This window comes from Bifidobacterium platyrrhinorum, from assembly GCF_010667645.1.
Lineage (GTDB): Bacteria > Actinomycetota > Actinomycetes > Actinomycetales > Bifidobacteriaceae > Bifidobacterium > Bifidobacterium platyrrhinorum.
The window spans coordinates 238,714-265,245 of sequence record NZ_WHZV01000001.1; the positions used below are offsets into that span (position 1 = coordinate 238,714).

Genomic DNA, 26,532 nt, shown 5'->3' on the forward strand with positions numbered 1-26,532 from the left:
CAATGTGAGCGGTAACAACGTTGACGTTGCAAGGGTTTCGTCAAGCGTCGTCAGTCGTGACGTCACGTTGTGCGAGTACATTGGGACGCGTTGGTTGAATGATGCCCGTCCAACGGGCATTGACTCTAAGAGAGGTTCATTAACATGGCAGAATTGGTCAACAAGCCCACGAAGCTCGCTGTCATCGGCGCCGGCGCCGTCGGCTCCACCCTCGCGTTCGCCGCCGCCCAGCGCGGCATCGCCCGCGAGATCGTCCTCGAGGACATCGCCAAGGAGCGCGTCGAGGCCGAGGTGCTCGACATGCAGCACGGCTCCAGCTTCTACCCGACCGTCTCCATCGACGGCTCCGACGATCCGGAGATCTGCCGCGACGCCGACATGGTCGTCATCACCGCCGGCCCCCGCCAGAAGCCGGGCCAGTCCCGCCTCGAGCTCGTCGGCGCCACCGTCAAGATTCTCCAGGCCATCATCCCGAACCTGGTCAAGGTCGCCCCGAACGCCATCTACATGCTCATCACCAACCCGGTCGACATCGCCACCCACGTCGCCCAGAAGATCTCCGGCCTGCCCGAGAACCAGGTCTTCGGCTCCGGCACCAACCTCGACTCCGCCCGCCTGCGCTTCCTCATCGCCCAGCAGACCGGCGTCAACGTCAAGAACGTCCACGCCTACATCGCCGGCGAGCACGGCGACTCCGAGGTCCCGCTGTGGACCTCCGCCACCATCGGCGGCGTCCCGATGCTCGACTGGACCCCGCTGCCGGGCCACGAGCCGCTCGACGCCGACACCCGCGAGCAGATCCACCAGGACGTCAAGAACGCCGCCTACAAGATCATCAACGGCAAGGGCGCGACCAACTACGCCATCGGCATGTCCGGCGTCGACATCATCGAGGCCGTCCTCAAGGACTCCAACCGCATCCTGCCGGTGTCCTCCATGCTCAAGGACTTCCACGGCATCTCCGACGTGTGCATGTCCGTCCCGACCCTCATCAACCGCGCCGGCGTCAACACCGCCATCAACACCCCGGTCTCCGACAAGGAGCTCGCGGCCCTCAAGCGCTCCGCCGAGACGCTGAAGGAGACCGCCGCCCAGTTCGGCTTCTGATGAAAAACCGTTCTGCGGGGCGTTCTCCGCGTTGCGGAGAGTTCGACGCATCTTCGTGCGCCTTCGCTCTGCACGCCTTGGGACCGTACGCGTAGAACGCTTTTTCATGAAATGACCCCTGTACGGGTGCCTTGTGGCCCGTACAGGGGTTTTCTTTCCCGCTCCCGCCGGCGGGAGGTGCCGCACGCGGTCCTGCCAGGTATGGTCCGGCCCGCTAATCGTGGAGGTGCTCGTCGGAGGGGGAGTCGTAGCCTTCCGGCTCCAACTGGAACGTGGTGTGCGGGATCGACACGGGGAAATGCTCCCGCAGGCAATCCTGCAGCCGCTTGAGGATCAGGGCGCCCTGCTCCATCGTGAGCCCCCGCTCCACCACCACATGCGCCATGAGGAACGGCATGCCCGTCGACACCGTGCTCGCATGCAGGTCATGCACCGCCACCACATGCGGCACCTGTTCCATATGCTCGCGCACCTTGTCCAGATCCAACCCCTCCGGGGTCTCCTCCAACAGCACATGCACCGCATGATGGAGCAACGACGCCGCACGCGGGATCATCAGCAGGGCGATGACGCCGCCCGCCACCGCATCGAACCCCGACCAGCCCGTCGACATCATCACCAGGGCCGACAGCACCACGGCCACCGAACCCAGCGCGTCGTTCAGCACCTCGAGGAACGCCGCCCGCATGTTCAGGTTGTCGCCGCGCTGCGAAGCGAGAATGAAGATCGACGCCACATTCGCCGACAGGCCCAGAACGCCGACGAACAACAGCAGCCGCACATCGCCGATCCCATCGGGCGCCCCACCGAACAGGCGCATGCCCGCCTCCACCAGCGCATACACCCCCACGATGAAGAGGACCACCGCGCCGGCCGCGGCCGTCAGCACCTCAAGGCGCGCCCAACCCCACGTGCGCGTGCTGCTCGGCCTGCGACGCATCAGCATCGCCGTCACCGTCGAGGCAACCAGCACCGACATGTCCGTCAGCATATGCCCCGCATCCACCAGCAGCGCCAACGAGCCCGTCAGGAACGCGCCGGCCACCTCCACGGCGAACACCGAACCCGTGACCGCCAGCGTCGCCATCAGACGACGCTGATGCGCCGCCGATCCCGCGCCGGAGACGTCCCCCGGCGCGGACGAATGCACATGAGCCATGATCCCTCCCATACCGCGGTGATGAAACCGCTTCTCAATACCATTCACGATTGCCTGTGAAACGACGAGGACCCCGGCTCGATGCCGGGGTCCCAGTGACGAACGACTATACCACGTCCCATGCGGCGCACGCCATGACGCGGCGGCGCCCCGTGCGACGCGGACGTATGGGCGTTCACAGCTTGCGCAGCACCGTCACCACCCTGCCCATGATGGTCGCATGCGTGCCGTCGATCGGCGGATAGGCGGGATTGTGCGGCATGAGCCACAGATGCCCGCCCTCCCTGCGATAGGTCTTCACCGTGGCCTCCCCGTCCAGCAGCGCCGCCACGATGTCGCCGTTGACGGCGTCCTGCTGCTCGCGCACCACCACGAAATCCCCGTCGCAGATGGCGGCGTCGATCATCGAATCGCCATGCACCTCGAGCATGAACAGATTGCCGCCCGGGCCGGTGAGCCGTTCCGGAAGGCGCATCACGTCATCCACATGCTGCTCCGCGGTGATCGGGACGCCCGCCGCGATGCGGCCGACCAAAGGCACGTCGCGCGACTGCGCCACCGAGGCGGGCGGATCGACGGCGGGGGAGGGGAAGGGGATGACCTCGGCGGTGCGCACGGCCGCCCCGTCGGCGCCGCGCGATGTTCCCGACGATGCGGCGGGGGAGACGTTCCGCGCGGGTCCCAGGATCTCGATGGCGCGTCCCTTGTTCGCATTGAGGCGGATGAACCCCTTCTCCTCCAGCACCTGGAGCTGGTGCTTCACCGAGGACGGGCTCTTCAGTCCGGCGGCCCCGCCGATGTCGCGGAACGAGGGGGAGAAGCCCCGTTCGCTCTGATACGAGCGGATGGCCTCGAGAATCAGCCGCTGGCGGTCCGTGAGGGTGCTCGCGTCCGCGTCGGCGGCGCCCCGGGGATGGAACGGTATCGTGCTCACGGCGCACTCCTTTCAACGATAGTGACAGCATAGCGTGAATCGACGGTGAACTCAAACATTTGTTCGACGCGGCGGGTTGCGGCGTTCGAACAAATGTGCAACAATCAGTACGGATGTTCGATAGAACACATGTTCGAAAGGATGTGGTTGCCATGACGAGGATGTTGACGCGCGTGTTCGTGGTGGTATCGGCGGCGGCCCTGGCTTGGGCGGGAATCGGGCTGTGCATGCCCGTGAGGGCCACCAGCGCATCGGGACCGGTGGAGGTGACGAGCTACACGGTGCAGCCCGGCCAGTCGCTGTGGACCTATGCGGAGATGGCCACGCCCGAGGGAGGGGACGTGTCGAGCACGGTGGACGAGCTGATGCGGCTCAACGGCATGGACGGGTCCGCCCTGCGCGCCGGCCAGCGCATCATCGTGCCGAAACGGTGAGGGGGAGCCGAAACCCCGGCGTTGGCGCGTCCGGGGGCGTTCACGGTATGGTGGAGGTCATGCATTGCCCGTATTGCCATCATGCCGAGACCAAGGTCATCGAAACCCGCGTCAGCGAGGACGGATACTCGATCCGCCGCAGGCGCATGTGCCTGCACTGCAACAAGCGGTTCACCACGCTGGAGACGACCACCCTGCTGGTGGAGAAGCGCTCGGGCAGCCTCGAACCGTTCAACCGCGACAAGGTGATCTCCGGCGTGCGCAAGGCCTGCCAGGGCCGTCCGGTCAAGGAGGACGACCTCAAAAAGCTCGGCCAGCGCGTCGAGGAGGACCTGCGATCCACCGGTCAGGCGCAGGTCACCTCGGACGAGGTCGGCAAGGCCATCCTCAGGCCGTTGCGCGATCTCGACCAGGTCGCCTACCTGCGGTTCGCGAGCGTCTACCAGAACTTCGAGGACCTCTCCGACTTCCAGCGCGCCATCGACGCGCTCAAGGACTGAACGCACCGCGACGACGAGGCCCCGGCGAACCGATAGGAACGGGTCGCCGGGGCCTCGTCGTCGCGGTGCCGACGCACGGGCGCCGCCGCGTGCCTCCGTCAGGAGATCACGCGCATGCGGATGGTGCCCTCGATGGAGCGCAGCGCCTCCAGGGCGGCCTTCGACGGGCGCTGCGAGACGTCGGTGACCACGTAGCCGAGTTCGCCCTCGGTGCCCAGCGACTGCGCGGCGATGTTGATGTTCTCCTCGCCGAGCACGCGGTTGACGTGGGCGAGCACGCCGGGCAGGTTGGCGTGCAGGTGCGCGATGCGGGCCACGCCGCGGTTGTCGCCCAGGTTGATCTGCGGCAGGTTCACCGACAGGGAGGTCGACCCCTTCTCCCAGTAGTCCTCGAGACGCTGCGAGACGAAATGCCCGATGGACTCCTGCGCCTCGAGCGTGGAGCCGCCGATGTGCGGGGTCAGGATCATGTTGTCCTCGTCGGCCAGGGCGGTCTCGAACGGGTCGCCGGTCTTCTTCGGCTCGACCGGGAACACGTCCACGGCCGCGCCGGACAGGTGCCCGGAGTCGAGGTGCTGCTTGAGGGCGCCCAGGTCGGCGACGAAGCCGCGCGAGGCGTTGATGAAGATGGCGTCCTGCTTCATATGGGCGAACTGGTCCTCGCCGAAGAACCCGGTGTTCGACTTGCGGCCGTCCACGTGGATCGTCACCGCGTCCGACTGCTCGAGCAGCTCGTTGAGCGTGGCGCAGCGGTGGGCGTTGCCCAGCGCCAGCTTCTCCTCCAGGTCGTAGAACACCACGCGCATGCCCAGCGCCTCGGCCAGCACGCTCAGCTGGGATCCGATGTTGCCGTAGCCGATGATGCCGAGCGTCTTGCCGCGCACCTCGTGCGACCCGGTGGCCGTCTTGTCCCACACGCCGTGCTTGAGATGATGCGTGTGCGCGGGGATGCGGCGCATCAGGCAGATGATGTCGCAGACCACCAGCTCCACCACCGAACGCGTGTTGGAATAGGGGGCGTTGAACACGGCGATGCCCTGCTCGCCGGCGAAATCGAGGTCCACCTGGTTCGTGCCGATGCAGAAGCATCCCACCGCGGACAGCGTCGGACGCGCCTCGAGCACGCGGCGCGTCACGCTCGTCTTGGAACGCACGCCGACCAGGTCCACGCCCTCGAGCGCGTCGATGAGTTCGTCCTCGCTCAGCGCGCCCTTCATCGTCTCGACCTCGAATCCGTGGTCGCGCAGCGACTTGGCCGCATCCGGGTGAATGTTCTCCAGTAACAGTGCTTTAGGCATGTCTCCCACCTTAGAGTCCGAGGTCCTTTTCGTCCATCGCCGTCCGAACGATGGCCAGACGCTGCGTGGGCCTGGTCATCGCCACGTACAGGTCGGCGGCCGCCACGAGGCGGCTCGGCGCCTCCTGGTCGATGAGGCCGGGCTCGACGAGCACCACGGCGTCGTATTCGAGGCCCTTGACCGTCTCTGTGTCGCATACGTCCACCTGCCGGTCCCAGGGATCCTGGCCGGTGATGCGCCGCGACTCGTCCTCGCCGAGCGCGGCGCGCAGCGCGTCGGGGAGGGCCCGGCGCAGCCGGCCGAGCAGCGAACCGGGCGCGATGACGGCCACACGGCCCGTGCCGTCGGAGGCGACGAACTCGCGCGCCAGGGCGCCGGCCTCGTCCAGCGCCGCCGCGACGAGGCCGTCCGGGCCGTCGACGGTGCGGCGCGTCACCGCGTCCGGCATGCGCCGCACCGCATGCACGGTGGAGATGTAGAGCCCCTGCGCCTCGGCGAAACGCCCGGCGAGGTCGGAGACCTCCTGCGGATTGCGGTAGTCGATGGTCAGCTCGTTGAGGTCCCACCGGCCGCGGCCGAACAGGCGGTTCATCGTCTTCGGCCAGGAGCGGGTGCCGCCCAGCGCGCTGGTCTGCGCCACGTCGCCCACGATGGTGAACGAGCGGGACGGGCAGCGCCGCATGAGCATGCGCCAGTCCATCGCGGTGAGCTCCTGCGCCTCGTCGACGACGATATGGCCGTAGGTCCATTCGCGGTCGCGCCCGGCGCGCTGGGCCGTGGCCTCGGCGTCGTCCCCGTTGATCTGGTCGATGAGCATCTGCGAGGTGACCAGGCCGGTGCCGATGCCGTTCTGGGCCAACGTGTCCTTCGCGAACTGGAGCTGCTCGGCCTGCGCGGCCTCCTCGCGGCGCCTGCGCGAGGCGACCTTCGGGTCGTCGCCGAGCAGCTCGAGCGCCTCGTCGAGCAGGGGCACGTCGGAACGGGTGATCGGGGAGCCCTTCGGCCGGGTCAGTTCGGCGACGTCGGCGTCGTCCAGCCAGGGCGCGAACCGTCGCAGCTTCGCCGGCTTGGAGAACATGTCGTCGATGAGCCAGGGGCCGGTCATCGGCAGCCAGGCCAGGTTCAGGGCCACGCGCACCTTGTCGTTCATGCGCAGCAGCGAGACGGCGCGGTTGACCTCGTCCTGGTCGGGCGTGTAGTCGAGCTGCTCCTCGTAGCGGATGCGCATCGCCGTGATCATCGACTTGACGAACGTCTCGCGGGCCTTGTTGTGGGGCTGCCGCGTGCGGCGCGCGTCCGAGATCGCATGCTCCACGTCCACGGCGAGCATCGGCACCGTCACGCCGTTGACCTGCACGACCGGCAGATCGGCGGGCACGCGCTCGCGCGCCGCCACGGCGTTGCGGATCGCGTCGGCCATGCGGCGGTCGCCCTTGAGCTGCGCGGCGCGCGGGGTGTCCGCGGTGGTCGCGCTCACGCCGGGGATGAGGTCGCCGACGGTGCGCGAGACGACGCCGGTCTCGCCCAGCGAGGGCAGCACCTGGTCGATGTAGCGCAGGAACGCCGAGCTCGGGCCGACGACCAGCACGCCGGAACGTTCCAGCGTGCGGCGGTGCGTATAGAGCAGATAGGCGGCGCGATGCAGCGCCACGGCCGTCTTGCCGGTGCCCGGGCCGCCCTGCACGACCACCGCGCGGTCCATCGCCGCGCGGATGATGTGGTCCTGCTCCGCCTGGATGGTGGCGACGATGTCGGTCATCTTGCCGGTGCGGCGCGAGCTCAGCGAGGCGAGCAGCGCGCCCTCGCCGGTCAGCGTGCCCGACCGGGACGCCTCGCCGACCTGGTCGGAGTGCACGTCGAGCACCTCGTCCTCCAGCGCCACCACGTCGCGGAAGCTCAGGGTGATATGGCGTCGCATCACGATGTCGCCGTGATGCGACGGCGTCGCCTCGTAGAAGGGGCGCGCCGCCTCGGCGCGCCAGTCGGTGAGCATGGGCACATGGCCGGCGTCCGACAGGCCGATGCGCCCGATGTAGCGCTTCGATCCGTCCGCGGCGTCGAGCCTGCCGAAGACCAGCCGGTCCTCGACCGCGCGCAGCTGGGTGAGGCGGTCCTCGTACATCGTCGCGAACGAATCGCGTTCGGTGCGCTGCGTGGGCGAGCCGTGCGAACCGGCGGCGCGCACGGCGTCGAGACGGCTCCGTGCCTCGGCGCGCAACGCGTCCAGACGCTCGTATGCGCGGCTGACCGCGCGCTGTTCCTCCTCGATCTGCGAGGCGTAACTCGACATGTGCTTCGTTTCCCCTGTTTGTTCTGCCGGAAATGTAAGGCATACCAATCTACTCCCCGCCCCCAACGTCCATGGCGCCCGCACGCCCGTCGACGGTGAACTTCGGGTGAATTCGGGCGCTTCGGGGCCGACATGCAGGCAAAAGCGCGAATTCTGTGAGCGGGTGGGGAGAAATGGGGAGTTGTGGGGTAGAGTGGGGAAGCAGTGTGGTCGGAGTGTCCCCGGAGCGATGCGCGAAGGAGGTGGGGCGAATGACCGGCGAAACCGCGAACGGCTTGAACGGCAACGGATTCGACCCCGCCGCGGGGGCCGGCCAGGCGGCTCCGTCCGTGCAGGCGGCCGGAATGCAGGCGACCAACGGCATGCCGATGGCGAACATGGCCATGCCCGGCGCGATGGGCGGCATGAACGCGGCTGGCATGGGGTATGCGCCGGCCATGGGCGTGCCCGGACAGATGCCGATGGGCTCCCAGCCCATGGCGATGATGCCCGCGGACCCCTCCCAGGGGATGGGCCAGATGGGGCTGCCCCCGCTCCTGCTCGGCACCTACACGCCGAAGATCGACGCCAAGGGCCGCATGGCCCTGCCCGCCAGGATGCGCTCCCAGCTGGGCACGGGCCTGGTCATGGCCCGCGGCCAGGAGCGGTGCGTGTACCTGCTGCCGGCCATGGAGTTCCGCCGCATCGCGATGCAGATCCAGCGCACGTCGATGGGCAACAAGGCCGCACGCGACTACCTGCGCGTCTTCCTGTCCGGGGCCGTCGACCAGGATCCGGACAAGCAGGGGCGCGTGCTCGTGCCGCAGATGCTGCGCGACTACGCCAACCTGGGCAGCGACATCGTGGTCATCGGCGTGGGCACCCGCGCCGAGATCTGGAACCGCGAGGCATGGGAGTCCTACCTGTCCGACAAGGAGCAGGGCTACGCCGACATCGCGGACGACGTCCTGCCGGAGGTGGGGCTGTGAGACGCGAAACGACGACGAACGACGCGCCCGGTCGGGCGCGGCCGACGGAAAGGACGGAAGGGACGAGCGTGAACGCCGCAGACGAGAGGAGCCTGGACTCCATCCACCAGCCGGTCCTGCTCGAGGACTGCGTGCGGCTGGTCACCTCCGGGTTCGGCCCGGGCGCGAGGCCGGTGATCGTGGACTGCACGCTCGGCCTGGCCGGGCACGCCACCGCCTTCCTCAAGGCGGCGCCCCACGCGCGCCTCGTCGGCATCGACCGCGACGCCGAGGCGCTGTCCCTGGCCACCGAACGCATGGAGCGCGAGGGGCTGGCCGACCGGTTCACACCCGTGCACGCCGCCTTCGACGAATTCACCGAGGCGCTCGACGACCATGGCATCGGCCGCGTCGACGCCGTGTTCATGGACCTGGGCCTGTCCAGCCTGCAGATCGACGAGACCGAACGCGGGTTCTCCTACTCCCACGACGCGCCGCTCGACATGCGCATGGACGTGAGCCAGCCGCTCACCGCCGCGGCCGTGCTCGCCGACTACGACGAGCGTTCGCTGACGGACATCTTCAGGACCTACGGCGAGGAACGCTTCGCCCGCCAGATCGCCCGCGAGATCGTCGCCCGCCGCGCGCAGGGGGAGGAGCTGACCACCTCGGCGCAGCTCGGCGCGCTCGTCGACGAGGTGGTGCCCAAGGCCCACCGGCCGGCCGGCAACCCGGCGAAGCGCGTCTTCCAGGCGCTGCGCATCGAGGTGAACGGGGAACTCGACAAGCTTGCGCGGACCCTGCCGCAGATCGCCCTGCGGCTCGCCCCCCACGGGCGCATCGTCGTCGAGTCGTACCACTCGCTCGAGGACAAGACCGTCAAGACGTTCATGGCGTCCGGCCTCACCGCCGACGTGCCGCCGAACATGCCGGTGGTGCCGCCCGAGGCCCGCCCGTTCTTCCGCGAGCTGACCAGGGGCGCGCTCAAGGCCGACGAGGCCGAGATCGCCGCCAACCCCAGGTCCGCCTCCGTGCGCCTGCGCGCGGTCGAACTGGTCAGGCCGATACCGAGACGGCACATCGAACGATTCGAACAGGACGTGAACGCGTCGGGCGCCGCGGGGAGGCGCCGCCGCGGGGGGAGGAACTGACATGGCATCCACGGCACGCACGGTGCGTTCGAACGCCGCGGCGGCATCCCGGCGACCGGAGCCCGCGGCCAGGCCCGCCTCGCGTCCCGAGCTGCGCGTCGTCAACGGCGGCCGCGCCGACAAGGACGGCCTCGCCGCCGGGTTCGGCCGCGTCATGGAATGGGTCCGGACCCGGTCCGCGCCCACCGTGCACATCGTCATCGCGGTGGCGTTCCTCGCCTCCACGCTGGTGGGCGCGCTCATGCTGCGCACGCAGATGGTGTCCAACGCCTTCGAGGTCTCCTCTCTGGAGACCTCGATCAGCCGGCTCACCCAGGACGTGCAGGACGACCAGGCCAAGCTCGACCAGCTCCAGGCCTCGCTGCCGCAGAAGGCCAGCGACATGGGCATGGTCCCGCAGTCCAGCTCCGTGTCCATCGACCTCAACGGATACCGTCAGACCACGGAAGGCGGACAGCAATGAGGAGACCGAACCCGCGTTCGTTCGCCCGGGCCCACGGGTTGGACGGCTTCGTGACGCGCTGCCTCGCCGTCGGGATCGTCCTCGCCCTGATCGCCATGGCGTGCCTGGGGCAGCTGGCCTGCGTGCAGCTGTTGGAGGGCCGCGCCACCGCGCAGGCCGCCACCAACGCGCGCACCTCGAAGGTCGTGCAGCGCGCCAACCGCGGCCGGATCACCGACACCAACGGCACCGTGCTCGCCCAAAGCGTCGAACGCTACAACATCATCGGCGTGCCCGACGCGGCCACCTCGTTCACGCCGGTCGCCTGCGGCTCCAAGCAGGCCGAATCGCTCGGCTACTGCCATGAGGTCGACGGCAAGCCCGTGGGCGCCACCGGCGCGGCCGCCGTCGCCCGGCTGCTCGCGCCCGTGCTCGACATGGACGCGATGGAGCTCGGCGCCGAACTCAACGGCACCGGCCAGTACGTGGTCATCAAGAAGGACGTCACCCCGCAGGTCAAGCGCCAGATCGACAAGCTGGGCCTGTACGGCATCGTCTACGGCGAGCTCAGCAGCGAACGCGTCTACGCCGAGCACACGCTGCTCGGCGCCCTGCTCGGCGGCGTCGGCGACGACGGCGAGGGCGCGGCCGGGCTCGAGAAGAGCCTCAACGGCACGCTCAAGGGCACCGACGGCTACACCGTCTACCAGCAGGGCAACGGCGGCGAGGTCATCCCCGGCACCGTCACCGAATCCAAGGCGGCCACCGACGGCAAGGACGTGGCGCTGACCATCGACGCCGACGTGGACTGGTACGTCAAGAAGGTGCTCACCGAGGGCGTCTCCTCCAGCCACGCCCAATGGGGCATCGCCTGCGTCGAGGACACGCAGACCGGCGAGATCATCGCGCTCGAGGACTCCGACCAGATCAAGGCCGGGACCGACGCCGCCAAGCTCAACGCCTCGCGCGCCGTCAGCCAGACCTTCGAGCCCGGATCCATCGGCAAGGTGCCGGCGCTGGCCGCCATCCTGCAGAACGGCGCGCACAAGATCACCGACAAGTTCACCGTGCCCTACGAGTACACCAAGAACGGGCAGAAGTTCCATGACGCCGTCGAACACGGCAACGAGCATTGGACGCTGGCCGGCATCCTGCAGAACTCCTCGAACGTCGGCATGGTCATGGCCGCGCAGAACGTCACCTCGCAGCAGCGCTACGACATGCTCACCAAGTTCGGCATCGGCCAGTCCACGGGGCTGGACCTGCCCGGCGAGTCCAACGGCACGCTCGGCACCCCCGAATCGTGGGACGGCCGCACCAAGGACACCGTGCTGTTCGGCCAGGGCTACGCGGTCAACGCGCTCCAGCTCACGCGCGCCGTGTCCGTCATCGCCAACGGCGGCGTCAACCGCCGCCAGTCGATCGTCAAGTCGGTCACCGACGCGGACGGCCACGTCACCGACATGGTCCACAACGAGGCGACGCGCGTCATCGACGAGAACGTGGCCGCCGAGATCCGCAACGCGATGGAATCCGTCGCCGAGGAATACAAGAACACGGCCGGCGTGGACGGCTACCGCGTGGCCGCGAAGACCGGCACCGCCGAGGTGGCCGGCGCCAACGGGCAGCTCACCTCGATCATCGCGGACTTCTCCGGCATCATCCCGGCGGACAACCCCCGATACGTCGTCACCGTGGTCATGCTCGACCCGGACGGCATGTATGGTGGTACCACATCGGGCAAGCTGTTCGCGCAGATCGGTGAATTCCTCATGCAGAAGTACGAGGTGCCGAACTCGTCGCCCCGCACGGATGCTATCCCGGTGGATTGGTGAACGGATCGGTACGAGGACAGGTGAAAGGCAGACTATGAGCGCAGTGAGCGAGTCCATCATGCAGCGCATGACACTCGGGCATCTCGTCGAACACTACGGATGGGACCTGGTGCCGCCGTTCGCCAAGGACGTGACCGTCACCTCGCTCGCCGACGACATCGCCTCCGTGGCCCCCGGCGCCCTGCTGTACTCCGAGGGCGACCTCGACGTCGAGGCGCTGCGCCAGGCGCGCCGGCGCGGCGCCTATGCGGCCATCGTGCCCGATTCCACCCGCGCCGTCCTGCCCGACGACGACCCGGACATGCCGCTGCTGTTCGCCTCGCCCACCAGCGCCGAGCTCGGCGGCCTCGCCGCGCAGATGGCCGGCAACCCGTCCAACACACTCGCCGTGTTCGCCGTCAGCGGCGGCACACCGCAGGAGAGCGTGGCCATCGTCGACAAGCTCGCGCGCTTCCTGCACATGCTCGGCAACCCGGTGGGCGTGATCAGCGTGGGCGGCTCGTATTCGCTGGAACGCGAGCTCGACTTGGACTACCCGCTCGGCATCCTCGACATGCAGCGCACGCTCGCCGTGTGCGCCGAGGACGGCGCCGCGGCGGTGGTCATCGCACTGGACGACCTGACCGTCGCGCCGCACGCCCTCGAGGCGGTGAACGTCGACGTGTTCGGCTCCCTGACCCCCGCCCCGGTGAACGCGGACCGGGCGGTCATCGAACGGATGCAGGCCGAATACGGTTTCCGGGCCGACGAACAGATGCACGTCACCAGCCGCACCGAGGAGTCGGACACGCTCGCGGCCGCGGCGGCGGGCGGCGACGACCCGGCGGAGCGTTCGCGCCTGTCCATGGCCATCGCCATGGTGCTCGCCGCCGGCGTGCGCCGCAACAACATCCGCAACGCGTTGCGCGTGGCCGGGGACCTGGGCTGAGGGCCGCGCCGGACGGCGCGGGGACCGGGCCGGGCCCGCATGAAGGAGGGGCCCGCGTCGCGGGACCCGCATACGAACAAGCTTGACAACAGCATGACAAGAGGAGCAGGTGTGGACAGCACGATGATGCCGATGACCATCGATGAGATCGCCCAGGCGACCGGGGGGCGCGTCGTCCCCCCGGCGGGGGGAGCGGTCCCCGAAGGGGCCGTGGCGCTGCATGTGGCCAGCGATTCGAGGCTGATCGGCTCCGGCGGCGTGTTCGTGGCCATCAAGGGCGAACGCGTCGACGGACACGATTACGTGGGCCGTGTCGGCGAATCCGGCGCGGTCGCCGCGATCGTCGACCACGAGGTCGCCGGGGCCGAGGTCCCCCAGGTCGTCGTCGACGACACCGTCGGGGCGCTGGGGGCGCTCGCCCGCCACAACATCGCACGCCGCCGCGCCACCGGACGCCCGTTCACCATCGTCGGGCTGACCGGTTCGGTCGGCAAGACCACCACCAAGGACCTGCTCAAGGCGCTGCTGTCCACCATGGGGCCCACCGTCGCCCCCGTCGGCTCGTTCAACAACGAGATCGGACTGCCGCTCACGGCGCTGACCGTGGGGGAGGGCACCCGCTATTTCGTCGCCGAGATGGGGGCGAACCATGTCGGCGAGATCGCCAGGCTGACCACCATCGCCCCGCCGGACGTGGCCGTCGTGCTCAAGGTGGGCGTCGCCCATCTGGGCGAATTCGGCTCGGTGGAGCGTATCGCCCAGGCGAAGTCGGAGATCGTGCGCGGCCTGCTGCCCGACGGCGTGGCCGTGCTCAACACGGACGACGCGCACGTGGAGGCCATGGCCGCCATCGCGCCCGCCGGCGTGCTGCGTTTCGGCGTGGACCCGGCCAACGCGGACCGCGACGCCCTGACCGCGCGCGACGTCGCCACCGACGCGTTCGACCGCGCCTCCTTCACGCTCGTCGCCGCCGACGGCGCGCAGGCGCACGTGGACATGGGCATCCCCGGCGCCCACAACGTGATGAACGCGCTGGCCGCCGCCACCGTGGCCCGCATGCTCGGCATGGGGCTGGACGACATCGCCCGCACGCTCGGCGAGCAGCGGCGCATCAGCCCGCACCGCATGGCCGTCTCCACCGTGGACCGCGACGGCGCCTCCTTCACGCTCATCGACGACTCGTTCAACGCGAACCCCGATTCCATGCGCGCCGGCCTCGACGGCCTCGCCCGTTGGGGGGCCGGCGAAGGCGAGGAGCCGTACCGCGTGGCCGTGCTCGGCGCAATGCTCGAGCTCGGCGGCGACGAGCAGGGGCTGCACCGCGAGATCGGCGCCTACGCCGCAGGGCTGGGCCTCGACCGCATCATCACCGTGGGCAGCGCGAAGGACCCCGGGTTCGACGCCCTCGCCGAGGCCATGGCGCACGGCGCCCGCGAATCGGCCGCGGCGCAGCAGGAGGACGGCGTGCCGGTCGACTGGGTGCACGACGCCGACGAGGCCGACGCGCTCGTGACCGCCGTGGCGCGCGAACACGCCGGCACGGTGGTGCTGCTCAAGGGCTCGCACGCCTCCGGGCTGAGCACGCTGGCGGAACGCTGGCAGAAGGACGCCCGCTAGCGGCGGGATCCGGGAACAACAGGGACGACAGGGAAGAGAGACCTCAAGTGATTGCGCTCATCATTGGAATCCTGGTGTCGTTGATCGTCATGATCGTCGGCACCCCGATGCTCATCCGCCTCGTGCACAAGCTGCACTACGGCCAGTACATCCGCCAGGACGGCCCGCAGTCGCATCTGGTCAAACGCGGCACCCCGACGCTCGGCGGCGTGGTCATCAACCTCGCCATCCTGCTGGGCTGGGGCGCCTCGGCCCTCTACCGTTACCTGCACAGCGGCGACGTGCCCTCCTGGTCCGCCGTGCTCGTGCTCTTCGCCATGCTCTCCATGGGCCTGCTCGGCTTCATCGACGACTTCGCCAAGGTGCGCAAGAAGCAGAACGAGGGCCTGACGGTGCGCGGCAAGTTCATCGGCCAGTTCGTCTTCGCCACCGTCTACGCGGTGCTCGCGCTCCTCATCCCCACCAAGAACGGGTTCCCCAGCGCGCAGGCCGGCATGAGCTTCATCGAGAAGCCCTTCCTCAGCTTCGACTTCGCCGGACGCGCCGTCGCCATCGTCATCTTCGTCATCTGGGTGAACTTCCTCATGGCCGCGTGGACGAACGCCGTGAACCTGACCGACGGTCTTGACGGCCTCGCCGCCGGCTCCTCGATGATCGCGTTCACCGGCTACGGCGTCATCGCGTTCTGGGAGAGCTACCACCTCAAGGGCGCCGGCCACGCCGGCTTCGCCTACGGCGTGTCCGACCCGCTCGACCTGACCATCATCGCCGTGTGCGCGGCCGTGGCCTGCATCGGTTTCCTGTGGTACAACACGAACCCCGCCGAGATCTTCATGGGCGACACCGGCTCGCTCGCCCTGGGCGGCCTGTTCGCGGCGCTGTCGATCGCCACGCACACCGAGTTCCTCGCCGTCATCATCGGCGGCCTGTACGTCATCGAGGCGATGAGCGACGTCATCCAGGTCGGCTACTTCAAGGCCACGCACAAGCGCGTGTTCAAGATGGCGCCGATCCACCACCACTTCGAGCTGTGCGGGTGGCAGGAGTCGAAGGTCGTCGTGCGCTTCTGGATGATCGAGCTCATGTTCGTGCTCATCGGCCTCGTCGTCTTCTACGGCGACTGGGTGACCCGCTCCGGCCTGCTGTTCGGCTGACGCCGGGCGGCGCCGCACGCGGGCCCGCGCCCGCGCGGCGGCCCCATGCGCCATACGCGTAATATGCGGCTGGGATAATGCCGCTGGAATCGTCCGGACGCCCCGAACGCGGCGTCCGGCACAAGGATCAGGGGGTCTGATATGGATATCGCAGGCAAGACGGTCGTCATCGCGGGGCTCGGCGTCTCGGGCACGTCGCTGGCCGAGGTGCTCGACGAGCTCGGCGCGCATGTGATCGGGGTCGATGAGCGCAAGCCCGGCGCCGATCTGCACTCCTTCGACGAGGTGGACTGGGACAAGGTCGACTACGTCATGTCGTCGCCGGTGTTCAACCCGCGCACGCCGTTCGTCCTCGAGGCGCAGCGCCGCGGCATCCCGGTGATGAGCGAGGTCGAGTTCGCGTGGCGCCTGCGCGTGGACTCGAAGCGCACGGGCCGGCCGGCCGCGTGGATCGGCATCACCGGCACGAACGGCAAGACCTCCACCACGGAGATGACCTCCGCGATGCTCACCGCCTGCGGCTACGACGCGCCCTGCGCCGGCAACATCGCCTCCGGCAACATGGCCATGTCGCTGTCGCGCTGCGCCACCAACCCCGCGCACGACGTGCTGTGCGTCGAACTGAGCTCGTTCCAGCTGCACTTCACGGATTCGCTCGAACTCGACTGCGCCGCCATCACCAACATCGCCGACGACCACCTCGACTGGCACGGCGGCCGCGAGAACTACGCCGCCGACAAGGCCAAGGTGTTCCACGGCGTGCGCCGCGCGCTCGTCTACAACGCGGACGACGCCCTCGTCACCGCCAAGGCCGGTGCCGCCGAGCCCGCCCCCGGATGCCTGAAGGTCGGCTTCACGCTGCACGGGCCCAAGGCCGGGCAGATCGGCGTGGCCGACGGCTGGATCGTCGACATGAGCGGCGTCGCCGGCGGCCGGGTGGGCGAGGCCGTGCGCGTCGCCCCCATCGCCGAATTCGAACACCTCACCGAACCCGACGGCACCATCTACCCGCACCTGCTCGCCGACGCGCTCACCGCGCTGGCCCTCGTGCTCGGCTACGGCGCCGACAGGGCCAAGGCGCTCGAGGCCCTCAAGGCGTTCCGTCCCGGCGGCCACCGCATCGAGACCGTCGCCGCCACCGACGCCGACGCCTCCGGGCGCACGATCCGCTTCGTCGACGACTCCAAGGCCACGAACGCGCACGCCGCCAACGCCTCGCTCACCAGCTTCGCCGACGGCTCCGTCGTGTGGATCGCCGGAGGCCTCGCCAAGGGCAGCCGGTTCGAACACCTCGTCGCCGACCGCAAGGACACCATCAAGGCCGCCGTCATCATCGGCAAGGACCAGCGGCCGATGCTCGACGCGTTCGCGGCGTCCTCGCCCGAGACCCCGCTGACCGTCATCGACCCCGATCCGAACGACACCGTGATGGAGCGTGCGGTCGAGGCCGCCGGCGCGTACGCCGAGCCCGGCGACGTGGTGCTCATGGCCCCCGCCTGCGCCTCGATGGACCAGTTCGTCTCCTACGCCGACCGCGGCAACCGCTTCGCCGAAGCCGCCCGCCGTTGGGTGAGGTCGCATGGCGAACACTGACCGCGCCCGTCCGGGGATGCGCAGCCTGTTCAACCCGCTGTGGTGCTACCACGGCTTCCGCATGGCCGTGCTGGGGCTGAGCGTGTTCGGCGTGATCATGGTGTTCTCCTCGTCCGCCGTCTCCGCCGCGTCCTCCGGCAAATCGCCGTTCACCGACTCGCTCAGCCAGCTGGTGTTCTGCGTGCTCGGCCTCGTCGTCGGCGTGGTCGTCAGCGTGCTGCCGGTGCGCACGTACCGGCGTCTGGCGTTCCCCGCGGTGTGCACGGCGATCGGCCTGCAGCTGCTCACCTTCACGCCGCTGGGCGTGGGCCAATACGGCAACTACGGCTGGATCGGCATCGGCTCGGTCACCTTCCAGCCCGCCGAATTCGTCAAGCTGTCGCTGTGCATGTGGCTGCCGTCCGCCCTGATCGCCGCCCGCAAGGCGGCCGCGAAGGCGCATGGCGCCAAGGAGCGGTTCGCATGCTACGGCGTGGTCCTCGCCGTGTACGCGCTGTGCCTGGCGCTCGTGCTCGGCGGCAAGGACCTCGGCACGGCCATGATCATCGTGTTCATCGGCATCGTGGCGTTCCTCGTCGCCGGGTTCCCGGGCCCGTGGCTGGCGGGGGGCGTGCTCGTCATGTCGGCGCTGGTGGTCGCGCTCATCGCCTCCAGCCCGAACCGGCGCGACCGCGTCCTCGCCGCGTACACGCAGTGCTCCCCGTCCGACACGCAGGCCATCTGCTACCAGTCGATGCACGCCCGGTACGCCATCGCCTCCGGCGGGCTCCTCGGCGTCGGCCTGGGCAATTCGCGCGAGAAGTGGAACTACCTGCCCGCCGCGCACAACGACTTCATCTTCGCGATCATCGGCGAGGAGACGGGCTTCCTCGGCTCGGCGATGGTGATCCTCATCTTCGTGATCCTCGGCTGGTGCCTCGTCTTCAGCGCCCTGCAGGCCAAGGACCGCTACAGCGCCATCGCGCTCATGTGCATCACCGTCTGGCTGGTCGGCCAGGCGCTCGTCAACATCGGCGTGGTCGTCGGCCTGTTCCCCGTGTTCGGCGTGCCCATGCCGTTCGTCTCCGCGGGCGGCTCGTCGATGCTCATGTGCCTGATGGCCGCCGGATTCGCCATGGGGCTCATGCGCCAGCAGCCGCAGATCAGGGCCGACGTTTCCCGCCTCTAGACGGTTCCTTCTGGACGGTCCCCGCCGCCCCTCCGTCCGCCGCCCCGGCCGGCGCCCGTCCCGCATGCCGTGCCGCGACGGCGTCCGGGCCATGCGCATGACTATGCTCGATACCCATGAAGCATATCGTCCTCGCCGGCGGCGGCACCGCCGGACATGTCAACCCGCTGCTCTCCGTCGCCGACGCCATCAGGGGGATCGACCCCGAGGCTCGGGTGAGCGTCGTCGGCACCGCCGTCGGACTCGAGAAGGACCTCGTGCCGGCCGCCGGATTCGAGCTCGACACCATCGAGAAGGTGCCCTTCCCGCGCAGGCCCAACCTCTACATGCTGAGGTTCCCCGCCAAATGGAAGGCGGAGACGCGCAAGGTGCGAGACATCCTCGAGGCGCGCGAGGCCGACGTGGTCGCCGGTTTCGGCGGCTACGCCTCCGCCCCCGTGTACGCCACCGCGCACCGGATGGGCCTGCCCATCGTCATCCACGAGCAGAACGCGCGCGCCGGCATGGCCAACAGGCTGGGCGCCCGCTGGGCCGACTTCATCGGCACCGTGTACGAGGGCACCGGGCTGAAGGCCGGCCGCGGCGGCGTCGTGGAACGGGTCGGACTGCCGCTGCGCCCCGCCATCGCCGCGCTCGTCGGCGAGCTGGAGGCCGACCGCGCGGGCGTGCGCCGCAGGGCCGCCGCCGAACTCGGCGTGGACCCGGACCGCCCGCTCGTCCTCGTCACCGGCGGATCGCTCGGCGCCGTGAGCCTCAACCGCGCGGTCGCCGCCGCGGCCGGCGACATCCTCGCCCATGCGCAGGTCGTGCACCTGACCGGCAGGGGCAAGGCCGACGAGGTCAGGACGCTCGTCGGGGTCAACGCCGGCGACGGCCACCTCGCCGGCCTGCGTTTCAACGACGGCGACGCCGCGGGGGAGGGCGACTACCACGTCGCCGAATACCTCGAACGCATCGACCTGGCGTTCGCCTGCGCCGACCTCGTGATCTGCCGTTCCGGGGCGGGCACGGTCGCCGAACTCACCGCGCTGGGCCTGCCTGCGGTCTACGTGCCGCTGCCGATCGGCAACGGCGAGCAGCGGTTCAACGCCCAGCCGGTCGTCGAGGCCGGCGGCGGCGTCATGGTCGCCGACGCGGACCTCGACGCCGCGTGGGTGCGCGATCGGATCCCCGCATTGCTCGCCGACCCGGAGCGCCTGCGGGCCATGGGCGCCAAGGCGTGGGAATACGGCATCCGCGACGCCGCCGACACGATGGCCCGCCGCATCCTCGACCTCGCCGCGGGGCGGGGCGAGGCCTGAACGCACCGACGCACGGGCGGGGAGGGTCCCCGCCTACGACATAATGGATAAGGCCTTTTCGCATGGCCGGACAATCCCACAAGGAGCACGTTTCGTGAGCGCAGACATCACTTCGTCCATCATTCTCGACCCCGCACGCGCGGCCTTCCGACCGGAGGAGACCATCGACGTGCTGGGGGCCACGCATTTCATCGGCATCGGAGGCGCCGGCATGTCCGTCCTGGCCGAGATGCTCCACGAGCGCGGCGTGCAGGTCTCCGGATCCGACCGCGAACGCAGCGCCAAGACCGACCGCCTCACCTCGCTCGGCATCGCCGTCGAATTCGGCCAGAAGGCGGAGAACGTCGCCGGCGCAGACACCATCGTCTATTCGAGCGCCATCAAGCCGGACAACCCGGAGATCGTCGCCGCGCACGGCTCCGGCAAGCGCATCGTGCACCGCAGCGACATCCTCGCCCTGCTCATGCACGGCAGGCGCGCCGTCACCGTGGCGGGCGCGCACGGCAAGACCACCACCAGCTCGATGCTCGCCCATGTGCTCGAACGTTGCGGCGAGGAGCCGAGCTACGCGATCGGCGGCTCCATCCAGGGCCCCGACGGCACGACCATCGACGGCGGGCACGTCGGCGCGGGCGCGGCGCTCGTCGCCGAGGCCGACGAATCCGACGGCAGCTTCGAGAAGTACCGTCCCGAGATCGCGATCATCACCAACTGCGAGGCCGACCACCTCGACCACTACGGCGACGAGGCGCACTACCGCGCCGCGTTCGTCGAACACGCGGGCCACGCCACCGGGCACGTCGTCATCTGCGCCGACGACGCCGACGCGCTCGCCGTGCTGCGCGCCCTCGACCCGGCGGTCGCGGCGCGCGCCATCGCCTACGGCACCACGGACCCGGCCGAGGCCGGCGACCTCGACGGCGCCGCCTACGTGCACATCGAATCGGAGAACGAGACCGCCGGCACCGGCGCCGAACACTTCACGCTGCACCTGCCTGAAGCGGTGACCGGCGGCGAGCCGGTCGACCAGCCGGTCACGCTCGCCGTGCCCGGACTGCACAACGCACGCAACGCCGCCGCCGCGATCTCCGCCGCCGTGCTGCTCGGCGTGGGCCCGGCCGCGGCCGCCGCCGCGATCGCCTCGTTCCGCGGCGCCTCGCGCCGCTTCCAGGTCCGCGGCGTCGTCAAGCAGGTCACCGTCGTCGACGACTACGCGCACCATCCCACCGAGATCGCCGCGCTGCTCGACGCCGCGCGCCGCCGCTACCCGGATTCGACGATCCGCGTGCTGTTCCAGCCGCATCTGTTCAGCCGTACGAAGTTCTTCGCGCGCGAGTTCGCCCGGGCCCTCGCCAAGGCCGACGACGTCATCGTCACCGGCGTGTTCCCCGCGCGCGAGAAGCAGGAGGACTTCCCCGGCGTGGGGCCGCTCACCATCGTGCGCGAGAGCCAGGGCATGACCGGCGTCGAGTTCCGCGCCGTCGACGACATGAGCCTCGCGGCGCGCATGATGGCCATGCGCGCGCACCACGGCGACGTCGTGTTCACCGTGGGCGCCGGCGACATCACCGACATGGACGAGGTGATCCTGCACGCGCTCGAGGCCCACCGCGAAAGCTGCGAGTGATGGCCGGAAGGGTCGTCAGATCCGACGGGCCCGCCCCGGCGGGCGGCGGGAACGCGCGTTCCGCCTCCTCCGGGCTCGTCCGGTCGGCGAAGGGGACCGCGGCGCGCAAGCCCGCGAAACCCGCCGGGGCGTCCGCTTCCGCCACGCGCGCCGGACGCAAGGGGCGCGTGGTCGAGGGGAGCGCCGCCGCGCGGGCCGCGCGGGAACGCAAACCCGTCTCGCGTTCGGAACCGGGGCAGTTCGTCGACGCGCGCAGGCTCGCCAGCGAGGACCTCGTCGCCAGGACGCTTGAGGAGAACACCGGCACGCTGGGGCTGGCCACCAGGCCCAAGGTCGTCGACTTCACCGCGCGCGCCAGGGAACGCAAGCGCGTCGGCGCGCGCATCGTCGTCCTGCGCGTGCTCGCGGGCGTGCTGGCCGCGGTGTCGGCGATCGGACTCGGCTGGTTGCTGTTCCTCTCGCCGGTGCTGAGGCTCGAATCGTCCCAGGTCACCGTCACCGGGGCGAACGAGTGGGTGAGCGAGACACAGATCCGCTCCATCGTCGGCGAACAGACGGGCAGGTCGCTGCTGCTGGTCGACACGAACGCCATGACCGAGAAGATGGGCTCCATCCCGGGCGTCACGAGCGCCGAGGCGACGAAGCGCTACCCGCACGGCCTCCAGGTCGCCATCAAGGCGCAGCGGCCCGCCGCCATGCTCAAGGAGAAGGGGTCGGACTCGCTCACCGCCGTGGACGCGAAGGCCCGGGTGCTCAATTCGGTCGCCGGCGCCTCCGCCGAGGGCGTGCCGGTCATCGAGGTGGGCGACGTGGACCGCGGTCTCAAGAGCCGCGCCGTCAAGGAGACCCTCCAGGTGCTCGACGCGCTGCCCGAATCGCTGCGCACGAAGATCACCAAGGTGACCGCCGGCACGCAGGATTCGGTGACTACCGAGCTCGACGGCGGCGCGCACGTGGTCGTGTGGGGCGATTCGTCCGACATGAAGCTCAAAAGCGCGGTCGTCGACAAGATCCTGTCCGATCCGAACGTCATCGGCGACAAGACGCAGGTCGACGTGTCCGCGCCGTTGCGCCCCGTATTGCGCTGAGGGCATAGGGGCCGCCGTCGATTTGCGTGTCGGGGGAACGGGTTGTACTCTGAAAAGTCCGGTCGCAAGGCCGGGCTTGATAATTCAAGAATGGGGATGATCGGTTTCGACGGTGACCTGTTCGTCGCAGGGAAGCGTGCCGAGAACGCCGGGTCCGCTCGTGGATGCCCCCGGCAAAAGAATAAGTGCTAAATCTAACCGCACTGAGTTCGCTCTCGCTGCCTGAGCTTCGCGCCAGGATTAACCAGTGAGCAGCCGCTCCGTTCACTCCCTCTCGTCTTCGGGGGGATGCTGAGCGTCGTTTAGAGGACTAGCCGATGTGGTTGAGTCTCAGGGCCGCATCGGGACTTTGACTGCGAATATGCCCGCCAACAGTCGTCCACGACATCGTTGGGGGCAGAAAAACCGCCGCATGGCCAGTGGACTACGCACGTAGAAGACTGAGGGTACGGTCACCGGACCGGGGTTCAATTCCCCGCATCTCCACCAGGCAGAAGCGCCGCTCCGCAAGGGGCGGCGCTTCTGCGTTTTCCGCCCGCCCTTGCGTCCCGCGAGTCCGAGGGGCCTTTCGGTGCCGTCCATGCGGCGGAACGCCGTGATTTGACATGCGTGTCGCGATTCGCGACAATGTCACTAAAGCGCTTTAGTTCCCGGCGGGGACGACCGGCGCCAACGAACGCGCCTTCCGCACGGGAGGCGGACACGACGAAGTGGCCGTTCAATCGGCGGCGACAAGGAAGTGGCAGACATCGAATGTTCCTGAAACCCGAACAGCAACTCGAACGATGCAAACGCATCATCCGGCAGCGCGTCGACCCGCACATCCATCCGGTGGCGGCGCACCTGACGGTCGAGGCCTTCGACATCCCCGGCGAGCCGATGCCGTCGGCCGAATTCTTCGCCCGGCTCGACGCCGGGGACATCACGTTCTCCCCGTTCGAGCTCGGCCACGAGTGGGGCACCACCTGGGGCACGGTCTGGTTCCGCCTGACCGGCCGCGTGCCCGAAGGGCTGCCGAACGGCCGCCCGCTCGAACTCAACATCGACCTGGGCTGGTACCCGCACTCCTGCGGCGGCCACATCGAAGGCCTCGTCTACCGGCCGGACGGCACCGCCGTCAAGGCCGTCCACCCGCTCAACCACTGGGTGCCGTTCATGTCCGCCGACGGCAAGGCCCAGGTGCCCGTCGACTCCGACGGCCGCTTCACCCTCTACCTCGAAGCCGCCAGCAACCCGCTGCTGCTCGGCGTGCCGCCGTTCATCGAGACCGAGCTCGGCGACCACGCCACCGGCAGGCCGGACGAGCCCTACGTGTTCAAGGCCGCTGACCTGACCGAATTCGACGCCGACTACGAGAACTATTCCGTCGACCTCGACGTGGTGAGCTCCCTCATGCGCTTCGCCGACAAGCAGTCGCCGCGCTACTGGCAGCTCGCCAAGGCCCTGCAGCGCTCGCTCAACGCGTTCGACGAGCGTGACCACGACTCCGTCCGCGCCGCGCGCGCCGCCCTCGCCGGCGTGCTCGCCAAGCCCGCCAACGCCTCCGCGATGAACGTCAGCGCCATCGGCCATGCGCACATCGACTCGGCGTGGCTGTGGCCGGTGCGCGAGACCCGCCGCAAGGTGGCCCGCACCGTCTCGAACGCTTTGGCGCTCATGGACGCCGACCCGGACTTCAAGTACGCGATGAGCTCCGCCCAGCAGTACGCGTGGCTCGAACAGGACCATCCGGACATCTTCAAGCGCATGCTGGGACGCATCGCCGAGGGCCGGTTCATCCCCGTGGGCGGCATGTGGGTGGAGGCCGACGGCATGCTGCCCGCCGGCGAATCGCTCATCCGCCAGATCTCCTTCGGCAGGCGCTACTTCAGGGAGCATCTCGGCGTGGAACCCAAGGGCGTGTGGCTGCCCGACAGCTTCGGCTACACGGGCGCCTGGCCGCAGATCGCCCGCCGCGCCGGCTACGAATGGTTCCTCACGCAGAAGATCTCGTGGAACGACACCACGAAGTTCCCGCACCACTCGTTCATGTGGGAGGGCATCGACGGCTCGCGCATCTTCACGCACTTCCCCCCGGCCGACACCTACGCCGCGTGGTGCAAGGTCGACGAGCTCGACTACGCCGAGAAGAACTTCCAGGACAAGGACCTCGCCGACCGTTCGCTCCTGCTCTTCGGCTTCGGCGACGGCGGCGGCGGCCCCACCCGCAACATGATGGAGCACCTGCACCGCTACCGGGACCTCGAGGGCGTCTCCCGCGTGACCATCGAGCCGCCGGACGACTTCTTCTCCAAGGCGCGCACCCAGATCGAGCAGAACGCCGGCGACGAGACCCCCGTCTACAAGGGCGAGCTGTACCTCGAGCTCCACCGCGGCACGCTCACCTCCCAGCAGGACATGAAGCGCGGCTGCCGCAGCGAGGAATCCCTGCTGCGCACGGTCGAATACCTGGGCGTCGCCGCTTCCCTCGCCGACCCGGGATACGTCTATCCGCGCGAGGAGATGGACCGCATCTGGAAGACGCTGCTGTTCAACCAGTTCCACGACGTGCTGCCCGGCTCGTCCATCGCCTGGGTGCACCGCGAGGCGCGGGAGGACTACCGCCGCGACCTCAAGCGCCTGGGCGAGATCGCCGGGGACATGTGCGCCGTGATCCGCCGCGCCGACCCGAAGGCCGATCTGCTGCGCGAGGCGCGCATCGCCCAGTACCGCGCCGACGGCGCCTCGTGGCGCGTCCTGCCCGTGGACGCCGCCGGCGACGCCGCGCCGGTGGCAGTGACGACGGGCGCCGACGGCTCCGTGACCCTCGCCAACGGCCTGCTCACCGCGAAGGTGGAGGCCGACGGCGCCGTCTCGTCGCTCAGGGACGAGACGCACGGCCGCGAACTCGTGCCCGCCGGCGCGCGTCTGGGCCGCTACGAGCTGCTCAAGGACGAACCCGCTGTCTGGGACGCCTGGGAGATCGAACGCGAATCCCTGCTCATGGGCGAGGGGATGGACGGCGCCGTCACGTCGTCGTCCGTCGACGACTCCGGCGCGGGCCACGTCACCGTGCGCACGGCCGACGGCGACACGGTCATCGTGACGACGGTCACGCTGCGTCCCGGCTCCCGCACGCTCGACTTCCACGCCGACGTCGACTGGCACGAACGCGAGCGCTTCCTCAAGGTCGACCTGCCGCTGGGCGTCGTCGCCGACCGTGCGATCTACGACTGCCAGTACGGACTGGTCGAACGCCCCGTCGTCAAGAACAGCGCGTCCGACGAGGCCAAATACGAAAGCAGCACCAACCGGTTCGCGATCCTGCGCGAGGCCGGCTATGCGGCCGCCGTCGTCAACGGGTCCATCTACGGCTCCGACGCCGCGCCGATCGCCGGCGACGCCGCACGCGGCCTGGGCGCCGGCACCATGTTCCGCCTGTCGCTGCTGTCCGCGCCGACCTTCCCCGACCCGCGCACCGACATCGGCTCCCACGCGTTCGACTGGGCGGTCGTCGCCGACGCGACCGTCGGGCGCGTCAACGACGCCGCATGCGCCCTCAACGCGCCGACGCTGCACGACGTGCCCGACATCGCGCCCGTTGTCACGGTCGAATCCGAGGACGGGACCGTGGTGCTCGACTGGGTCAAGCCCGCCGACGACGGTTCGGGCGACGTCATCGCCCGCGTCTACGAGGCCGCCGGCGGCCACGCCCGTGCGCGCCTCGGCGTGTCCGACGCGCTGCGCGGCGCCACCGTGCGCGAGACCGACGTGCTCGAGGGCGACGCCCTGGCCGCCGACCTGCCCAGGGTGCTCGCCGGAGAGCCGGCGGCCGACGGCGCGCCGTTGGAGTTCGGCCCGTTCCAGCTCGCCACCCTGCGCATCGCGCGCCGGGGCTGACCCGGTCCCGGGGGGGGGGGGGGGGGGGGGGGGGGGGGGGGGGGGGGGGGGGGGGGGGGGGGGGGGGGGGGGGGGGGGCG

Annotated in this window: 20 protein-coding genes and 1 other RNA gene; 17 read left to right on the forward strand and 4 right to left on the reverse strand. The window is 69.5% G+C overall.

What is annotated here, in order from left to right; all coding sequences use genetic code 11:
• Window positions 1-144 precede the first annotated feature (144 nt).
• Complete coding sequence (locus tag GFD21_RS00935) at window positions 145-1,107, forward strand: L-lactate dehydrogenase (protein ID WP_163196046.1); 963 nt, start codon at window positions 145-147, stop codon at window positions 1,105-1,107.
• 214 nt (window positions 1,108-1,321) lie between these two features.
• Here the strand turns inward: GFD21_RS00935 and GFD21_RS00940 are convergent, their stop codons facing one another.
• Window positions 1,322-2,266, reverse strand: a complete 945-nt coding sequence (locus GFD21_RS00940) for a cation diffusion facilitator family transporter (RefSeq protein WP_163196047.1) — start codon at window positions 2,264-2,266, stop codon at window positions 1,322-1,324.
• Window positions 2,267-2,441: 175 nt separating this feature from the next.
• Window positions 2,442-3,200, reverse strand: coding sequence for a transcriptional repressor LexA (lexA, locus tag GFD21_RS00945; RefSeq protein WP_163196048.1), 759 nt, complete (start codon window positions 3,198-3,200; stop codon window positions 2,442-2,444).
• Window positions 3,201-3,352: 152 nt separating this feature from the next.
• Between lexA and GFD21_RS00950 the strand changes: the two genes are divergently transcribed.
• Window positions 3,353-3,634: a LysM peptidoglycan-binding domain-containing protein gene (locus GFD21_RS00950; protein ID WP_225431518.1), complete on the forward strand. Its 282-nt coding sequence runs from the start codon at window positions 3,353-3,355 to the stop codon at window positions 3,632-3,634.
• Window positions 3,635-3,693: 59 nt separating this feature from the next.
• The gene (gene nrdR, locus GFD21_RS00955; RefSeq protein WP_163196049.1) at window positions 3,694-4,134 is read left to right on the forward strand and encodes a transcriptional regulator NrdR; all 441 of its coding nucleotides are present in this window, start codon (window positions 3,694-3,696) and stop codon (window positions 4,132-4,134) included.
• Between the two features lie 98 nt (window positions 4,135-4,232).
• On the opposite strand, the gene serA is transcribed toward nrdR, so the two are convergent.
• Together serA and GFD21_RS00965 are read right to left on the reverse strand one after the other, a co-directional pair.
• Entirely contained in the window at window positions 4,233-5,432 is a 1,200-nt protein-coding gene (serA, locus tag GFD21_RS00960; RefSeq protein WP_163196050.1) for a phosphoglycerate dehydrogenase, read from the reverse strand.
• A gap of 10 nt (window positions 5,433-5,442) precedes the next feature.
• A complete protein-coding gene (locus tag GFD21_RS00965) occupies window positions 5,443-7,722 on the reverse strand; it encodes a HelD family protein (RefSeq protein WP_163196051.1) in 2,280 nt (759 codons plus the stop codon).
• 461 nt (window positions 7,723-8,183) lie between these two features.
• Between GFD21_RS00965 and mraZ the strand changes: the two genes are divergently transcribed.
• From mraZ to GFD21_RS01035, 14 genes are all read left to right on the forward strand, one after another.
• Window positions 8,184-8,690: a division/cell wall cluster transcriptional repressor MraZ gene (gene mraZ, locus GFD21_RS00970; RefSeq protein WP_404801548.1), complete on the forward strand. Its 507-nt coding sequence runs from the start codon at window positions 8,184-8,186 to the stop codon at window positions 8,688-8,690.
• A 68-nt stretch (window positions 8,691-8,758) separates the two neighbouring features.
• Window positions 8,759-9,820, forward strand: a complete 1,062-nt coding sequence (rsmH, locus tag GFD21_RS00975; protein ID WP_318643705.1) for a 16S rRNA (cytosine(1402)-N(4))-methyltransferase RsmH — start codon at window positions 8,759-8,761, stop codon at window positions 9,818-9,820.
• A gap of 1 nt (window position 9,821) precedes the next feature.
• Complete coding sequence (locus GFD21_RS00980; protein ID WP_163196053.1) at window positions 9,822-10,283, forward strand: hypothetical protein; 462 nt, start codon at window positions 9,822-9,824, stop codon at window positions 10,281-10,283.
• Window positions 10,280-12,097 carry a peptidoglycan D,D-transpeptidase FtsI family protein gene (locus GFD21_RS00985; protein ID WP_163196054.1) on the forward strand — a complete coding sequence of 606 codons (1,818 nt, stop codon included), beginning with the start codon at window positions 10,280-10,282 and terminating at the stop codon, window positions 12,095-12,097. Before GFD21_RS00980 ends, GFD21_RS00985 begins: the two co-directional genes overlap by 4 nt.
• A gap of 34 nt (window positions 12,098-12,131) precedes the next feature.
• Entirely contained in the window at window positions 12,132-13,025 is an 894-nt protein-coding gene (locus tag GFD21_RS00990) for a UDP-N-acetylmuramyl peptide synthase (RefSeq protein WP_163196055.1), read from the forward strand.
• A gap of 123 nt (window positions 13,026-13,148) precedes the next feature.
• Complete coding sequence (locus tag GFD21_RS00995) at window positions 13,149-14,642, forward strand: UDP-N-acetylmuramoyl-tripeptide--D-alanyl-D-alanine ligase (protein ID WP_163196510.1); 1,494 nt, start codon at window positions 13,149-13,151, stop codon at window positions 14,640-14,642.
• A 47-nt stretch (window positions 14,643-14,689) separates the two neighbouring features.
• Complete coding sequence (mraY, locus tag GFD21_RS01000; RefSeq protein ID WP_163196056.1) at window positions 14,690-15,796, forward strand: phospho-N-acetylmuramoyl-pentapeptide-transferase; 1,107 nt, start codon at window positions 14,690-14,692, stop codon at window positions 15,794-15,796.
• A 141-nt stretch (window positions 15,797-15,937) separates the two neighbouring features.
• Window positions 15,938-17,389, forward strand: a complete 1,452-nt coding sequence (gene murD, locus GFD21_RS01005; RefSeq protein ID WP_163196057.1) for a UDP-N-acetylmuramoyl-L-alanine--D-glutamate ligase — start codon at window positions 15,938-15,940, stop codon at window positions 17,387-17,389.
• Window positions 17,376-18,557, forward strand: coding sequence for an FtsW/RodA/SpoVE family cell cycle protein (locus GFD21_RS01010; RefSeq protein WP_225431520.1), 1,182 nt, complete (start codon window positions 17,376-17,378; stop codon window positions 18,555-18,557). The genes murD and GFD21_RS01010 overlap by 14 nt, the downstream gene beginning before the upstream one ends.
• Window positions 18,558-18,673: 116 nt before the next feature.
• Complete coding sequence (locus GFD21_RS01015) at window positions 18,674-19,858, forward strand: UDP-N-acetylglucosamine--N-acetylmuramyl-(pentapeptide) pyrophosphoryl-undecaprenol N-acetylglucosamine transferase (RefSeq protein ID WP_163196058.1); 1,185 nt, start codon at window positions 18,674-18,676, stop codon at window positions 19,856-19,858.
• Window positions 19,859-19,979: 121 nt separating this feature from the next.
• Window positions 19,980-21,485, forward strand: a complete 1,506-nt coding sequence (gene murC, locus GFD21_RS01020) for a UDP-N-acetylmuramate--L-alanine ligase (protein ID WP_404801549.1) — start codon at window positions 19,980-19,982, stop codon at window positions 21,483-21,485.
• Window positions 21,485-22,573 carry a cell division protein FtsQ/DivIB gene (locus GFD21_RS01025; RefSeq protein WP_163196060.1) on the forward strand — a complete coding sequence of 363 codons (1,089 nt, stop codon included), beginning with the start codon at window positions 21,485-21,487 and terminating at the stop codon, window positions 22,571-22,573. The genes murC and GFD21_RS01025 overlap by 1 nt, the downstream gene beginning before the upstream one ends.
• A gap of 92 nt (window positions 22,574-22,665) precedes the next feature.
• Window positions 22,666-23,062, forward strand: a transfer-messenger RNA (tmRNA) gene (ssrA, locus tag GFD21_RS01030).
• Between the two features lie 264 nt (window positions 23,063-23,326).
• Window positions 23,327-26,452: an alpha-mannosidase gene (locus GFD21_RS01035; protein WP_163196061.1), complete on the forward strand. Its 3,126-nt coding sequence runs from the start codon at window positions 23,327-23,329 to the stop codon at window positions 26,450-26,452.
• The last annotated feature ends 80 nt before the right edge of the window (window positions 26,453-26,532 follow it).

What these genes read in the sequence shown, in the direction of transcription:
- GFD21_RS01015 (WP_163196058.1), top strand. Translation starts at nt 18,674, where the DNA reads ATGAAGCATATCGTCCTCGCCGGCGGCGGCACCGCCGGACATGTCAAC.
- GFD21_RS00995 (WP_163196510.1), top strand. Translation starts at nt 13,149, where the DNA reads ATGATGCCGATGACCATCGATGAGATCGCCCAGGCGACCGGGGGGCGC.
- GFD21_RS00940 (WP_163196047.1), bottom strand. Translation starts at nt 2,266, where the DNA reads ATGGCTCATGTGCATTCGTCCGCGCCGGGGGACGTCTCCGGCGCGGGA.
- GFD21_RS00990 (WP_163196055.1), top strand. Translation starts at nt 12,132, where the DNA reads ATGAGCGCAGTGAGCGAGTCCATCATGCAGCGCATGACACTCGGGCAT.
- GFD21_RS01035 (WP_163196061.1), top strand. Translation starts at nt 23,327, where the DNA reads ATGTTCCTGAAACCCGAACAGCAACTCGAACGATGCAAACGCATCATC.
- GFD21_RS00965 (WP_163196051.1), bottom strand. Translation starts at nt 7,722, where the DNA reads ATGTCGAGTTACGCCTCGCAGATCGAGGAGGAACAGCGCGCGGTCAGC.
- GFD21_RS01025 (WP_163196060.1), top strand. Translation starts at nt 21,485, where the DNA reads ATGGCCGGAAGGGTCGTCAGATCCGACGGGCCCGCCCCGGCGGGCGGC.
- nrdR (WP_163196049.1), top strand. Translation starts at nt 3,694, where the DNA reads ATGCATTGCCCGTATTGCCATCATGCCGAGACCAAGGTCATCGAAACC.
- GFD21_RS01010 (WP_225431520.1), top strand. Translation starts at nt 17,376, where the DNA reads ATGGCGAACACTGACCGCGCCCGTCCGGGGATGCGCAGCCTGTTCAAC.
- mraZ (WP_404801548.1), top strand. Translation starts at nt 8,184, where the DNA reads ATGGGCTCCCAGCCCATGGCGATGATGCCCGCGGACCCCTCCCAGGGG.
- GFD21_RS00980 (WP_163196053.1), top strand. Translation starts at nt 9,822, where the DNA reads ATGGCATCCACGGCACGCACGGTGCGTTCGAACGCCGCGGCGGCATCC.
- GFD21_RS00935 (WP_163196046.1), top strand. Translation starts at nt 145, where the DNA reads ATGGCAGAATTGGTCAACAAGCCCACGAAGCTCGCTGTCATCGGCGCC.
- GFD21_RS00950 (WP_225431518.1), top strand. Translation starts at nt 3,353, where the DNA reads ATGACGAGGATGTTGACGCGCGTGTTCGTGGTGGTATCGGCGGCGGCC.
- serA (WP_163196050.1), bottom strand. Translation starts at nt 5,432, where the DNA reads ATGCCTAAAGCACTGTTACTGGAGAACATTCACCCGGATGCGGCCAAG.
- murD (WP_163196057.1), top strand. Translation starts at nt 15,938, where the DNA reads ATGGATATCGCAGGCAAGACGGTCGTCATCGCGGGGCTCGGCGTCTCG.
- GFD21_RS00985 (WP_163196054.1), top strand. Translation starts at nt 10,280, where the DNA reads ATGAGGAGACCGAACCCGCGTTCGTTCGCCCGGGCCCACGGGTTGGAC.